At 71.9% G+C, this 13,676-nt stretch carries 11 protein-coding genes; 7 read left to right on the top strand and 4 right to left on the bottom strand.

From position 1 onward, the window contains the following. Window positions 1-9 precede the first annotated feature (9 nt). A complete protein-coding gene (locus tag DSM112329_RS16975) occupies window positions 10-687 on the bottom strand; it encodes a helix-turn-helix domain-containing protein (RefSeq protein WP_354697741.1) in 678 nt (225 codons plus the stop codon). A 110-nt stretch (window positions 688-797) separates the two neighbouring features. Here DSM112329_RS16975 and DSM112329_RS16970 point away from each other — a divergent pair, with 110 nt between their 5' ends. After that, the gene (locus tag DSM112329_RS16970; RefSeq protein ID WP_354697740.1) at window positions 798-2,294 is read left to right on the top strand and encodes an MFS transporter; all 1,497 of its coding nucleotides are present in this window, start codon (window positions 798-800) and stop codon (window positions 2,292-2,294) included. 88 nt (window positions 2,295-2,382) lie between these two features. Here DSM112329_RS16970 and DSM112329_RS16965 read toward each other — a convergent pair whose 3' ends face one another. Continuing rightward, complete coding sequence (locus DSM112329_RS16965) at window positions 2,383-4,548, bottom strand: TerD family protein (RefSeq protein WP_354697739.1); 2,166 nt, start codon at window positions 4,546-4,548, stop codon at window positions 2,383-2,385. 96 nt (window positions 4,549-4,644) lie between these two features. On the opposite strand from DSM112329_RS16965, the gene DSM112329_RS16960 reads away from it, so the two are divergent. The 6 genes from DSM112329_RS16960 to DSM112329_RS16935 all read left to right on the top strand — a co-directional run bounded on the left by DSM112329_RS16960 (window position 4,645) and on the right by DSM112329_RS16935 (window position 12,398). Beyond that, the gene (locus DSM112329_RS16960) at window positions 4,645-7,029 is read left to right on the top strand and encodes a hypothetical protein (protein WP_354697738.1); all 2,385 of its coding nucleotides are present in this window, start codon (window positions 4,645-4,647) and stop codon (window positions 7,027-7,029) included. Window positions 7,030-7,096: 67 nt separating this feature from the next. Next, the gene (locus DSM112329_RS16955; RefSeq protein WP_354697737.1) at window positions 7,097-9,187 is read left to right on the top strand and encodes a right-handed parallel beta-helix repeat-containing protein; all 2,091 of its coding nucleotides are present in this window, start codon (window positions 7,097-7,099) and stop codon (window positions 9,185-9,187) included. 27 nt (window positions 9,188-9,214) lie between these two features. After that, window positions 9,215-10,003 carry an amino acid ABC transporter ATP-binding protein gene (locus DSM112329_RS16950; RefSeq protein ID WP_354697736.1) on the top strand — a complete coding sequence of 263 codons (789 nt, stop codon included), beginning with the start codon at window positions 9,215-9,217 and terminating at the stop codon, window positions 10,001-10,003. A 14-nt stretch (window positions 10,004-10,017) separates the two neighbouring features. Next, window positions 10,018-10,947, top strand: coding sequence for a glutamate ABC transporter substrate-binding protein (locus DSM112329_RS16945; RefSeq protein WP_354697735.1), 930 nt, complete (start codon window positions 10,018-10,020; stop codon window positions 10,945-10,947). Between the two features lie 18 nt (window positions 10,948-10,965). Further along, window positions 10,966-11,619, top strand: coding sequence for an amino acid ABC transporter permease (locus DSM112329_RS16940; protein WP_354697734.1), 654 nt, complete (start codon window positions 10,966-10,968; stop codon window positions 11,617-11,619). Then, window positions 11,619-12,398: an amino acid ABC transporter permease gene (locus DSM112329_RS16935; RefSeq protein ID WP_354697733.1), complete on the top strand. Its 780-nt coding sequence runs from the start codon at window positions 11,619-11,621 to the stop codon at window positions 12,396-12,398. Before DSM112329_RS16940 ends, DSM112329_RS16935 begins: the two co-directional genes overlap by 1 nt. Before the next feature lie 9 nt (window positions 12,399-12,407). Here the strand turns inward: DSM112329_RS16935 and DSM112329_RS16930 are convergent, their stop codons facing one another. Together DSM112329_RS16930 and DSM112329_RS16925 are read right to left on the bottom strand one after the other, a co-directional pair. After that, window positions 12,408-12,872: a transcriptional repressor gene (locus DSM112329_RS16930; protein WP_354697732.1), complete on the bottom strand. Its 465-nt coding sequence runs from the start codon at window positions 12,870-12,872 to the stop codon at window positions 12,408-12,410. Then, window positions 12,869-13,672 (bottom strand): ABC transporter ATP-binding protein, encoded by an 804-nt coding sequence (locus DSM112329_RS16925; RefSeq protein WP_354702489.1) that lies wholly within the window; start codon window positions 13,670-13,672, stop codon window positions 12,869-12,871. The genes DSM112329_RS16930 and DSM112329_RS16925 overlap by 4 nt, the downstream gene beginning before the upstream one ends. Window positions 13,673-13,676 lie beyond the last annotated feature (4 nt).

The following is a 13,676-nucleotide window of genomic DNA, read 5'->3' as shown; positions in this document are numbered from 1 at the left end:
GCGCACGGCTCAGCGCTGGGGCTTCGGCGCCGCGCCCATCTTGAAGGTGAGCATCGCCGAGTGGAAGCACTCCATCGCGATCGGCGGCTGGCCGGTCGCCGGCCCGTCGCGCAGGATCCCCGCGATCAGCCACTCCAGGTAGCGCCGGTACAGCTCGGGCTCGTACCCGCGGCCGAAGTCGACCACGACCGAGAGCATGAGCGTGATCATGGCCACGTCGCTGGCCAGGACGTCGTCGCGCAGCAGTCGGGCGTCGTGCGCGCGGTCGACGAGGGCGGTGACGGCCGGGCCCAGGCCGGCCCGGGCCTCCTCGACGCGCTTCTGACCGCGGTCGGAGGCGAACATGACCTGCTTCAGGCTGCGGTCGGCCACCTGCAGCGCGACGACCTCCTGCACGTAGCCGCGGATGCCGGCGATGGGGTCCTGTGCGTCCAGCTGTGCGCGGGCGATGTCGCGCATGGTGGTGAGCTGCTCGACGAGCAGCTCGTCGATCAGGACCCGCTTGTTCGGGAAGCGGCGGTAGGCGGTGCCGACCCCCAGGCCGGCGTGCCGCGCGATGTCGTCGAGCGTCACGTCCAGGCCGTGCTCCGCGAAGACCTCACGCGCAGCGGTCAGCAACCGGCGGCGGTTCTTCTCCGCGTCGGCGCGGAGCGCAGGGGACTCGGACGGGGTCTCGGAAGGCAGCACGCGTGACGAATCGTAACGGGATTCGGAGATTGCGTCTCCGCTTTGCTAGATTGCGCTCTGATTAAGCGGAGACGCCCTCTCCGCGCCCGTTCTCCCGGAGCCTCCCTCTCATGCCCGACACCCCGACCGATCCCCACCACGAGCGCCGCTGGCTGATCCTCGGGGTCATCGCGATCGCCCAGCTGATGGTCGTACTCGACGCGACGATCGTGAACATCGCGCTGCCGTCGGCCCAGGCCGACCTCGGCTTCAGCGACGGCAACCGGTCCTGGATCATCACCGCCTACGCGCTGCCGTTCGGCAGCCTGCTGCTGCTCGGGGGCCGCATCAGCGACCTCTTCGGGCGCAAGCGGTCCTTCATCGTCGGCCTGCTCGGCTTCGCCGTCGCGTCGGCCATCGGCGGCGCCGCGCCGAGCTTCGGCGTCCTCGTCGGCGCCCGCGCGGCACAGGGCATGTTCGGCGCGCTGCTCGCCCCGGCAGCGCTGTCGCTGCTCGCGGTGACGTTCACCGACCCCGCCGAGCGCGGCAAGGCGTTCGGCATCTTCGGCGCGATCGCCGGCGTCGGCGGGTCGATCGGCCTGCTCCTCGGCGGCGTGCTGACCGAGGTGCTCGACTGGCGCTGGTGCCTCTACGTGTCGCTCCTGTTCGCGATCCCGGCCGCCGTCGCGGGCTCGCGGCTGCTGCACGACGTCAAGTCCCCGAACCGGCCCCGGCTCGACCTCGCCGGCACGGCGACGGCCACATCCGGCCTGCTGGCGCTGGTCTACGGGTTCTCGCGCGCAGAGAGCAGCGGCTGGGGGGACACGCTGACGCTCGTGATGTTCGCGGCCGCAGTCGTCCTGCTGTCGGCGTTCGTCGTCCTCCAGCGCCGGGTCGCCAGCCCGCTGCTGCCGCTGCACATCGTGCTGGACCGCAACCGCGGCGGCTCCTACCTGGCGATGGTCACGGCCGGCATCGGCATCTTCGGGATCTTCATCTTCCTGACCTACTACCTGCAGCAGACCCGCGGCTTCACGCCGATCCAGACGGGCCTCGCGTTCATCCCGATGAACCTGGCGATCATCACGACGTCGATCGTCGTCAACACCCGCATCCTGGCCCGCACCGGCCCGCGGCCGCTGATCCCGACCGGGATGTTGTTCGCGGGCCTCGGCGTGGCCGGGCTCACGCGGATCGGCGTCGACACCGCGTACGCGTCCCACGTCCTGCCGAGCCTGCTGGTCATCGGCGTGGCGTTCGGGCTCGTGTTCGCCCCGGCCTTCTCGGGCGCGACGGCGGGCGTCGCCCCGAAGGACACCGGCGTCGCGTCGGCCATGGTCAACACCTCGCAGCAGGTCGGCGGCGCGATCGGCACTGCGCTGCTGACGACGATCGTCGTGTCCTCGACGTCGAACTACATCTCAGACCACGGCGGGCCGTCCGCCGCCGTCGTCCGCGAGGCGGCCGTGCACGGCTACACGGTCGCGTTCTGGATCTCCGCGGCGATCTTCACCGCGGGTGCGGTGATGACGCGCGCGCTCCTGCTGCCCGGTGCGGTCGAGACCGCGCACGCCCCAGCGGCGCGCGCCGACGGGTTGGAGCCGGCGCCCGCCGCCGCGGCGCACTGACCGCCATTGGCCTGCTGCTGAGCTCGACCTGACGGAGAGCGTGGTGGCTAATTTCCCATTGAAGTAGAAGGAAGCCTCCACAGAGCCGTCAGGCCGAGCTCAGCAGCTCGGTGAGGTTGGCGGGGGTGAAGCAGCGCGACCCGGCGGGCAGCTCGTCGGGACGCTCGAGCCCAAGGTACGTGACGGGCTGCGCGGGGTCCAGGCCGGCGGTGTCGGTCGTCCCCGCGCCGGTGTCCATCAGGTCGGCGAGGTGGCCCACGGTCAGGTTACGCCGCTCGGCGATGCCCTGCACGAGCAGCGAAGTGCTCAGGTGATTGCGCTCGACGGCGTTGAACTGCGGTTCGCCCTCGAGGTTCAGGTGCATCCACTTGGCGTGCCACGAGCCGTCCGGGCCCCGGCCGAACAGCAGCGGCAGCGCGACGGCCCCGGCGCCGTAGAGGTCGGACTTTGCCCGGACCGTGCGCGGCTCGAACGGCCGCCCCTGCTGCTCGGGCGTGCGCTGCATGAACCCGAAGAACGCCTCCTCGACCTGGTCGAAGCCCTCGCCGGAGAAGACGTCGACCTGCGGGACCACGTAGGCCACACGCGGGTCCACGCGGCCCAGGTCGAGGTCGATGAACTCGGTGGCGCCCGCCGGCGCCTCGATGACATCGCCGGAATGCACGGCGCCGTCCTCGGTGAGGTTCGTCCACGACACCTGGCCTACGGCCTCGAAGCGCTCGTCGAGGAGCAGCACCCCGAGGTCGAAGTCGGTCCCGATGGCCGTCTGCTTCCAGTAGACGAAGAACCGCAGCAGGTCGGTGGCGGGCAGGATCGAGCCGCGCGGCAGGATCCCGAGCCCGCCGGGCCGTGTCTTGTCCGAGAGCGGCACGGCGACGGCCCGGATCGCCGGGTCGACGACCAGGCGATCGGCGCGGGGCAGGCGCCCCGCCAGCTCCGCGTCGAGCGCCGCGGCGAGACCGGCGACCAACGCCGCGGGCAGGGGTGGGCGCTCGTCGGGCGTCACCCACGCGCGACCCTCGCGGTTCACGAAGATCCGCGCGCTCAGCGGCGCGCCGCGGTTCAGCAGGTGCTCGCGCAGGGACAGCAGGACCGACGTGGCCACATCGGGGGCCGCGACGCGGACCGCCGCCGTCAGCTCCGCGTGGTCCGCCCCGCAGCGCGCGAGGCGGTCGACCGCGCGGATCAGCATGCCCGGGGCCGGCGCGAGGGCGGCGATCGCGGCGGATGGCTCACCCGCCCGCAGTGCGACCTCGACCCGGCCGCCGATGGACCGTGCGACGCGCTCGCCGCGCGCGACGGCGAACACCGCCTGCGCCGCGGGCCAGCGTGGGTACTCGTGCGGATGCAGCCGCTCCCCGAGGCGCTTGAAGCGCTCCCTCCGGCGCCCGACGTCCGCGAGCTTCGCCGGACTCGCCGCGATGACGCCGTCGAGCGCCGCGAGCAGGGCGCGGCGCTCGGACCGGGTGAAGGAGCGCAGTCGCGTCCGGGCCCGGAGGGTCACGTCCCCGCCGGACAGCGCGCAGGCCAGGCGCAGCACGTCGACCGGGGTGTCGACCCGCAGCGGCAGCCCGTGGCGCATGGCGACGCCGTTGACGACGGCGCGGCACTCGCGGTTCGGGATGGCGTCCGGCTGGGCGTCGCCGACGTGCAGCTCGGCCAGGACGCCGAGCAACGGCAGGTCGGCCTCGAAGAGCGGGACGGGGGTGCCGGCGAGCCGCAGGTACAGCGCGTGCGACTCCTCGCCGAGCGGGCCGCCGAGCCCGAGCACCATCTTGCGGTCGGCGGCCGCGCCGATCAGCGGCTCGTGCGCGGCGAGGAGCTCCTCGTAGGTGTGCTGGTAGCGCCCGTACGACGGCAGGTCGAGCAGGTTCAGCTCGCCGGCCGCGAGCTGCTCCGCGACCGGCTCGGCGGCGTACGGGTCACGCAGGGCCTCGACGACGCACGCTGCCCAGAAGTCGAGCGTGTCGGGGACGTTCGCCGGGAAGTCGAGGAAGTAGGCGTTGTGCCGCACGTGATCCCCGACCACGTGCCGCACGGCGTCGAGGACGCCGCCGCCGATGTCCCAGACGGCGACCGGGTGCAGGCGCGACAGCCGGGTCAGCAGCTCGCCCGAGCACTTGAAGTTGACGGCCATCAGCGCGATGTCGAGCTGGCGGGCGGCGGCGCGCCCGTCGCCGTCCGGCCCGTCGACGCCCGGAACGCGCAGCGTGCGTGCGATCAGCTCCCGGCGAATGGTCCCCGCGGACTCCACGGCTGGGAACGATACGCCCGGCTGCGGTGCGCATGGGCACACCCGGTGGACGCCGGCGCTTTGTAGTACGGCCGTTCCACAACTAGGTTGTCGCCCGTGCATGTCGCGCGGCGCCTTGCGGTCCTGCTGTTCTGCGCCGCGCTCACGGGCCTCGGCGGTGTGGACGCTGCGCGCGCGGCCGCCCCCGATCGCTACAGCCTCGTCCATGGGTGCTACGACGTGCGCGGCGGGCAGGCCGCGGCCCCGGGTGGTCCGTTCCGCATGCAGGCCACGGGTCTGGGGCGGTACCTGTTGTACGGGCCGGCGCGGACCTTCCTGACCGTCAGCGCGGCCGGGGTCCCGGTCACCGCGGCGACGCCGGGCCCGTCCGCGGACTTCGACGTCACCTCAGGCGCCGACGGCTTCGCGCTCGAGAACCAGGCCGGCCGGCGGCTCGCGCTCGGCGGCACCGACCGGCTGACCTTCACACCTGCCGAGGGCTGCGCAGTCTACCCCGAGGCCGACACGGACTCGACCGGGACACCCGCGTCCGGCCCGACCCCGTACGGCGAGACGCGCGGCCTCCTGGACGCGCACATGCACCTGATGGGCTTCGAGTTCCTGGGCGGCAAGGCCCACTGCGGCCGGCCGTGGCACGCGTACGGGATCACCTACGCGCTCGCCGCCTGCGAGGACGGCGCGGCCGGCGACCTGACGACGAACGTCCTGGAGACCGCGCTCGGCGGCGGCAGCCCGGTCAACGACCCCGTCGGGTGGCCGACGTTCCGTGACTGGCCCGCGTACAACCTGCTCGCGCACGAGGGCTCGTACTACAAGTGGCTCGAGCGGGCCTGGCGTGGTGGCCTGCGGGTCTACGTGAATCTGTTCGTCGAGAACCACACGCTCTGCACGATCTGGCCGCTGAAGAAGAACTCGTGCAACGAGATGGACGCGGTCCGGCTGCAGGCCCGCCGCCTGAAGGAGCTCGAGGAGTACATCGACGCGCAGGAGGGCGGCCCCGGCAAGGGCTGGTTCCGCCTGGTCGACAGCCCGTTCCAGGCGCGCCGGGTGGTCAATGCCGGGAAGCTCGCCGTGGTCCGCGGCATCGAGATCTCGCAGCTGCTCGACTGCGGGGTGCAGCAGGGCGTCGCGCAGTGCGACAACGACGACATCGACCGCCAGCTCGACGCCGTCTACGCGCTGGGCGTCCGCGACCTGGAGATCACCGGGAAGATCGACAACGGCTTCGGCGGCGTGGCCGGCGACGAGGGCGCGCTCGGGCTGCTCACGAACACGTCCAACTTCCTGGAGACGGGCCGCTTCCTGGACCTCGAGACCTGCACCGGACCGGCGGGGGAGGCCGACCGCACCCAGGTCACCGCGCCGACGCCGATCGCGAACGTCCTCGGCAGCCTGCAGGCGTCCGGCCTCAGCCTGTCCGCGACGACGCCGCTCTATCCGCCCGGGCCGCACTGCAACCGGCGCGGCCTCACGCCCCAGGGCGAGCACCTGGTGAAGGGCATGATCAAGCGGGGGATGATCATCGACCCGGACCACCTCGACGTCGCGTCCCGCACCCAGGTCCTCGACATCATCGAGCGTGCCGGCTACTCCGGCGTCATCTCGTCGCACTCCTGGAGCACACGCGACGCCTACGCGCGGATCTACAAGGCCGGTGGCGTGGTGACGCCGATCGCGAAGAACGCCAAGGACTTCGTCGCGTACTGGGAGCGCATCAAGCCGCTGCGCGACCCGAAGCGGTTCTTCGGTTTCGGCTACGGCGCCGACCAGAACGGGTTCGCCGTGCAGGGCGCCCCGCGCCGCGGCCGGAGCCCGGTCACCTACCCGTTCAGGTCGTTCGACGGCGCGGTCACCTTCGACCGCTCGAGCACCGGCAGCCGGACGTGGGACATCAACGTCGACGGCGTCGCGAACTACGGCCTCTACCCCGACTGGATCGAGGACCTGCGCCGGATCGCCGGCGAGGAGATCGTCGCTGACATGGGGCGCGGCGCGGAGGCCTACCTGCAGATGTGGGAGCGGGCGGTCGGCGTCGGCGTGCCGGGCTGCCGGGCGGCGCGGCTGCGCTTCACCGGTGCGGGCATCGGGCTGCTGCGGTTCGGCGCCACCGCCGAGGATCTGCTGCGCGGCGCCGGCCAGCCCCAGCGACGGGTGGGTCGCACGTTCACCTACTGCGTCAGGGGGAAGGCCGGCGGCCGCCTGCGCGCCGTGATCACCCCCGGCGGCACCGTCGGCCTGCTCGTCTCGACCGCCCCGCGCCACCGCGTCGCCGGCGTCGGCCGTGGTTCCCGCGGCAGCGCCATCCGCGCCTCCCGCCCGTTCGGCCCCGGCCTGCGCGTCAAGCCGGCCGGACGCGGGCGGACATACGTCTACGGCGTCCGCACCGGACGTGTCCGCTTCGCCGGCGTCGCCGACAAGGGCGTGGCGTCGTCCCCCGCCGCGCTCCGCGGCTACCTTCGTCACGCCGGGCTGCGGCCGTGACCGACCTGACCTCTCCCGCGCCGGCGTCGCCCGCGCGGACCACCCACCCGCTGAACGAGATCGCCCCATGCGCCGCCTGACCCTCGCCCTCGCCGCCCTCGTGGCGCTCACCGTGCCGGCCGTCGCCGACGGCCACGCCGAGCGCGCGACCCTCTACCCGAGCCGGTCGGTCGGCGAGGTCCCCGCCCTGCGGACCACGGGGACCGCCCGGGTCGTCTGCAAAGCCGATTCCGCCAAGCGCCTGCGGACCAGCTGGGCGGGGAAGGGACCCAAGCGCACCAAGCAGCGTGCGGCCCTGCTCAAGCAGCTGAAGCGCTGCCGGTTCGAGCACATCCAGCAGGCGGTCGACGCCGCGAAGACGGGCGACCGGATCCTGATCATGCCCGGCGTCTACCGCGAGGAGCCCAGCCGCGCCATCGCGGTCAAGGACCCCAAGTGCGAGGGCCCCACGTACTGGGAGGACTCGGGGGACAACCACACCGAGGACGGGCGCGTCCCGACGTTCCTGCACCAGCACGACTGCCCGAACGCCCGCAACCTCATCGCCATCATCGGCGACTCGCTCGACGCGGACCGCACCTGCGACCGGAAGTGCAACCTGGTCATGGAGGGGCTCGGGCGCCGCGCTCGGGACGTCGTCATCCAGGGCGACCGCAAGAAGCCCGACGTGCTGCGGGCCGACCGTGCCGACGGCTTCCAGCTGCGCAACGTCACCGTCGAGGAGGGCGCCTACAACGCGATCGACGTCGTCGAGACGAACGGCTTCCGGCTGTCGAAGCTCGTCGCGCGCAACACCTACCACTACGGCATCCTCACGTTCACCTCCGACCACGGCCTCTACGAGGACATCGAGGCCTACGGCAACGGCGACTCCGGCGTCTATCCCGGATCCGGCCCGGAGGCGCACTGCCGTGGGTTCGGCATCGAGGTGCGGCGGGTCAACTCCTACGGCAACACGCTGGGGGCGTCGGGCACCGCGGGCAACGGGACGTGGACCCACGACTCGGACTTCCACGGCAACGCGGCGGGCATCGCCAACGACTCGTTCGCCGCCGGCCATCCCGGGATGCCGCAGGACTGCTCGAAGTGGACGCGCAACGAGATCCACTCGAACAACTGGAACATCTTCGAGGACGACAACGAGGCCTACTGCAACTCGACGACGTTCGCGCAGCGCCGCAAGGACGTCGTCTGCCCGGTCTTCCAGGTGGTCGTCGGCGTCGGGTTCATGCTCTACGGCGTGAACGACAACACGTTCGCCGAGAACCACATCTACGACCAGTGGCGCAGCGCAGTCCGGATGTTCGGCGTGCCGTCGGTCGCCCGCGGTGAGACCGATCCCGCGAAGCTCCTGGACACCTCGCACGGCAACAAGTTCACGACGAACACGTTCGGGATGGCGCCGGACGGCACCCGCATGCCCAACGGCCTGGACGTCTTCTGGGACGAGCAGGGGCTGCGCAACTGCTGGGAGGGGAACGTCTCCGCACCGGGAGTGGGGGTGACGTCCGATCCGCCGTCGCTGCCGACATGCGCCTCCGGGGGGTCGCTGAACCCCGTCGGCAACACGCTGAAGCTGGCGGCCGACCTGCCGTGCATCAGCTGGCATCCGAGGACGAACCCCGACCCGCCGGGCTGCACGTGGTTCACGACGCCGCCGAAGCCCGGCAGTGCGGCCGCGAAGGCCGCTGCAGCACGGGCTGCGAGCGGGGCCGGCGCCCCCGCGGCGCTGGCGCCGCTATCGATCAGCGCACCCTCGCAGGGCGCGCGCGGGCCGCTGACGTGGGCCGATACGCCGCGCGGCTTCGCGCCCGCGGAGCTGCCGCAGGACCGGGTGATCACCGGGCAGCTGCGGAACACGTCCGGGGCGCCGCTGGACGTGAGTGCGGCGGCCGCACGCATGTACGACGAGACGGGCGCCGAGGTGCGCGGGGTGGCGACGTTCGCGTCCGGCTTCGCACACGGCCTCTACTCGCCGCGCGTGGAGCCGAAGGAGGCCGAGCCGCTGTTCGAGTCCGTCCGCCTCGGCCGGCGGATCGTGCTCGCACCGGGCGCGACGACGCCCTTCACGGTCGCGTGGCGGCTGACACCCGGGGCCCGTCCCCCGAGTCGCGTCACCGTGGGCACCGTCTCGATCGCGCTGCCGGCCACCACGTGACCGGATTGGACCCGCGGTCGGGCGCCGGTGCTGTACGGTCGGCGCATCGAGCTTAAGAAGTCTCTTACCGACCCGGAGCGCACCCCGCTGATCGAGCTGCGCGGGGTCACGAAGGCGTTCGGCGACAACGTCGTCCTGCGGGACATCGACCTGACGATCGGGACCGGGGAGGCGATCGTGGTCGCCGGCATCTCCGGGTCCGGCAAGTCCACGATGCTCCGCTGCATCAACGGCCTGGAGACGATCGACGGCGGGTCGCTGACCGTCGGCGGCCGCCGCGTCGACGTCACCGGCAAGGAGCTCGCGTCGCTCCGCGCCGACATCGGGATGGTCTTCCAGCAGTTCAACCTCTTCCCCCACATGACCGTCGAGCGCAACATCACGCTGGCGCCCATGAAGGTCAAGGGCGTCGACGAGAAGGCGGCCAAGCAGCGCGCGAAGGAGCTGCTGGAGCGCGTCGGGATCCCCGAGAAGGCGTCGGCCTACCCGGCCGACCTCTCCGGGGGCCAGCAGCAGCGGGTGGCGATCGCGCGGGCGCTCGCGATGGACCCGCAGCTGATGCTGTTCGACGAGCCGACGTCGGCGCTCGACCCCGAGATGATCCGCGAGGTCCTCGACGTGATGCGCGACCTCGCGAACTCCGGCATGACGATGGTCGTCGTCACGCACGAGATGGGCTTCGCCCGCGAGGTCTGCGACCGCATCGTCTTCCTCGACGGCGGCGAGATCGTGGAGGAGGGACCGCCGGAGGAGTTCTTCACCGCGGCACGCTCTGCGCGCGCCCGCGAGTTCGTCGACAAGATCATCCACCACTAGGAGGCCTGCTCCACATGAAGTCCAGATGGTTCACGACCGCTTGCACGGTCACGGTGCTCGCCCTTGCCGGGGCCGGCTGCGGCAGCGACGACGGCGACGACGGCGGGACCACGAGCGCCGCCTCGACCGGGGCGTCCAGCACCGCCGCCCCCGCGGCCGGCGCCGCCGAGAAGTTCCCCGCGTCCACGACGATGGGCAAGATCCAGGCCCGCGGCGAGATCAAGATCGGCGTCAAGTACGACGTCCCGCCGTTCGGCTTCAAGAACCCGCGCAACGACCAGATCGAAGGCTTCGACATCGACTTCGGCAAGGCGGTCGCCGATGCGCTCGGCGTCAAGCCGACCTACGTCGAGGCGATCTCCGACAACCGCATCCCGTTCATCAAGGACGGCACCGCGGACCTGATCCTGTCGACGATGACCATCAACGCCGAGCGCGTGAAGGAGATCGGGTTCACGAACCCGTACTTCATCGCGAAGGGGCGGATCCTGCAGAAGAAGGGCGGCGGCATCACCGGCGTCGACGGCCTGGCGGGCAAGACGGTCTGCACGGCGCTCGGCTCCACGTACGAGGAGACGCTGAAGAAGCAGGCCCCGAAGGCCAAGCTGCAGCTCGTCGACACGTACTCCGAGTGCCTGGAGCTGATCCAGAACGGCGCGGTCGACGCGGTCTCCACCGACGACGTGATCCTGACCGGCATGATCATCCAGGACGACTCGCTCGAGCTCGTCGAGGGTGAGGCGCTGACCACGGAGCCGTACGGCGGCGGCCTGAAGAAGGGCGACACCGCGTACACCGAGTTCCTGAACGGCGTCCTGGACAAGTACAAGTCCGACGGCCGCTGGGCGACGGCGTACGAGAAGTGGCTCGGCCAGTACACCGGTGAGAAGCAGGAGCCGCCGACCGAGACGCTCGACAGCGTCCTCGCGGCCGCGGCCGGATAGCGAGGCCGGCGCCGCCCCGTGTTCGAGCTGTTCTCCGACAACTCGGACCAGTTCCTCTCCGGCCTGTGGGTGACCACGCGGCTGGTGGCGGCGAGCTTCCTGGTCGCCGTCGTCCTGGGGACGCTGATCGCGGCGCTGCGGGTCGCCCCTAATAAGTGGGTCAACCGGGCGGGCGGCGTGTACGTGGAGATCTTCCGCGACACGCCGCTGCTCGTCCTGCTGTTCATCGCCTACCCGGGGCTGCGCCGCAGTGGCGTGGAGATCGGCGCGTGGACGGCGGGCATCGCGGCCTTGGGCGTCTACACGAGCGCCTACGTCGCGGAGGTCCTGCGGTCCGGGGTCTTCGCGGTGGCCCGCGGCCAGGCGGAGGCCGGCCTGTCGCTCGGGTTCACGCAGCCGCAGGTGATGCGGCGCATCGTCCTGCCGCAGGCGGCCCGGACCGTGATCGGGCCGCTGGGGTCGATCACGATCGCGATGATCAAGAACTCGGCGATCGTCGGCGCGTCGATCGTCGCGCTGCCCGACCTGCTCAAGGAAGCGCGGATCGTCAACTCGAACACGTTCCAGACCGAGGAGTCCTTCCTCTGGGCCGCGGTCGGCTACCTGCTGCTGACGATCACGGTGACGATCATCTTCCGGTCCCTCGAGTCCCGTTATGCGGTGCGTCGCTGATGAGCTTCGAGTGGGTCTGGACCGACAACAACCTGCGCTTCCTCGCGGAGGCGTTCCTCATCAACTTCGAGATCGCGCTGATCGCGATGGTCCTGGCGCTGGCCGTGGGGCTGCCGCTCGCGCTGATGTCGCTGTCCACGATCGCGCCGGTCCGCCTGGCGGCGAAGCTGTGGGTGGACGTGTTCCGCAACCTGCCGCTGATCCTGATGATCCTGTTCCTCGCGCTGCAGATGCCAGAGTCGCTGAAGTCGGGCTGGCAGGACAACGCGCCGGGCTTCCTGCCGGACGCGCTGCGCTCGCAGTTCATCCTGGCGGGCATCACGGGCCTGGTCCTGTACAACTCCGCGGTCCTGGCCGAGGTCTTCCGCGCTGGCATCCTGTCGCTCGCCAAGGGGCAGCAGGAGGCGGCCGCCGCGCTGGGCATGACCTACGGCCAGCAGATGCGGCTGGTCGTGCTGCCCCAGGGGCTACGCCGGATGGTGCCGGCGACCGTGTCGCAGCTCATCACCCTGAACAAGGACACGACGCTCGTCTCGATCATCGCCATCCAGGAGGTCGTCCGGTCCGGGCGGATCCTCTCCGGCACCGCGGGCAACCCGTTCAGCGGCGGCGGCGACGTGCAGGCTCCGATCCTCAGCGTGATGATCGTCATCGGGCTGATGTTCGTCGCGGTGAACCTGACGCTCTCGCGGCTCAGCCGGCGACTGGAGGAGCGCGGGGCGGAGCGCACCGCGACGACGCCCGCAGCGCCCGCGGTCGCGGAGACGGCGCCCGCCTGAACGGCGGGGTCAGCCGGGTTTCCGCGGGCCGGCGCAGTCGGCACACAGGCCGACGATCGGGAAGTGGCTGAAGCGGGCGTGGTAGCCGAAGGCGTCGCGGATCGCGGACCGGACGTCGTCCAGCCGGGCGGCGTCGACGGGGTCCACGCGCCGGCAGCCCTCGCACATCAGGTACTCGGTGTCGCGCTCGAGCGTGTAGAGGCCCGGGCCGTGGTCCAGGTGGACGTGGCGGACGACCCCGAGCTCCTCCAGGCGCTCCAGGTTGCGGTAGACCGAGCTCAGGTCCGAGGTCATCATGCGGCCGTCGAGCCCGCCTGCGATCGCCTCGGCGGAGACGAGGCCGTCGGCGGCGAACAGCACGTCGAGGACGATGCGCCGCGCGGCGGTGAGGCGGCCGCCGCCGTCCCGGATCGCGGCAGCGATGTCGTCGACGCTCTCGAACTTCAGCGCGGCGCGGCGCGGGGCGACGGTCATCGGATCGTTGTACCACCGGTCGGGCCCGCGGCGGCCGCGGACGGGCCCGGGGCGGGACGGGGCCGGCGGCGGACCGCGCCCAGGTCGAAGCCCGCCGGCAGCTCGAGGTCGTGCGCGGCCAGCAGCGCCGCGTCGGCGAGGACGTCCTCGCAGCGACCGTCGCCGACCACCCGGCCACCGGCGAGGATCACCGCCCGCTCGCAGAGCTCCGCGGCGAAGGGCAGGTCGTGCGTGGTGACCAGGAGGGTGCGGTCGATCCCGGCGAGCACGTCCAGCAGCTCGCGCCGGGCCCGCGGATCGAGGTTCGCGGACGGCTCGTCGAGCACGAGCAGCAAGGGGTGCATCGCGAGGACCGTCGCGATCGCGACGCGCCGCCGCTCGCCCATCGACAGCTGATGCGGCGCCCGGTCGGCCACGTGGTCCATCCGGACGGCGCCGAGCGCCTCCGCGACGCGCGCGCGGACAGCGGCCCGGTCGAGACCCTGGTTCAGCGGGCCGAACGCGACGTCCTCCGCGACCGTGGGCATGAAGAGCTGGTCGTCGGGGTCCTGGAACACCAGCCCGACCCGGCTGCGCAGCTCGTGCACGGTCTTCGGGCCGACGGCCAGGCCGGCGACCTCGAGCTCACCGGACCCGGTCAGCAGCGCGTTGAGGTGCAGCATGAACGTCGTCTTGCCGGCGCCGTTGGGGCCCAGCAGGGCCACGCGCTCGCCGTGCCCGACGTGCAGGTCGACGCCGTGCAGCGCCGGCTGCCCGCCGCCGCCCGGGTACCGGTAGGTGAGCCCGCGGGCGTGGATCACGCAG

The sequence above is a fragment of the Paraconexibacter sp. AEG42_29 genome, from assembly GCF_040581415.1.
Taxonomy (GTDB): domain Bacteria; phylum Actinomycetota; class Thermoleophilia; order Solirubrobacterales; family Solirubrobacteraceae; genus Paraconexibacter.
Note: the sequence above shows the minus strand (reverse complement) of the source record. Positions and strands in the feature narration are given on the sequence as shown.

What these genes read in the sequence shown, in the direction of transcription:
- DSM112329_RS16970 (WP_354697740.1), top strand. Translation starts at nt 798, where the DNA reads ATGCCCGACACCCCGACCGATCCCCACCACGAGCGCCGCTGGCTGATC.
- DSM112329_RS16930 (WP_354697732.1), bottom strand. Translation starts at nt 12,872, where the DNA reads ATGACCGTCGCCCCGCGCCGCGCCGCGCTGAAGTTCGAGAGCGTCGAC.
- DSM112329_RS16945 (WP_354697735.1), top strand. Translation starts at nt 10,018, where the DNA reads ATGAAGTCCAGATGGTTCACGACCGCTTGCACGGTCACGGTGCTCGCC.
- DSM112329_RS16955 (WP_354697737.1), top strand. Translation starts at nt 7,097, where the DNA reads ATGCGCCGCCTGACCCTCGCCCTCGCCGCCCTCGTGGCGCTCACCGTG.
- DSM112329_RS16935 (WP_354697733.1), top strand. Translation starts at nt 11,619, where the DNA reads ATGAGCTTCGAGTGGGTCTGGACCGACAACAACCTGCGCTTCCTCGCG.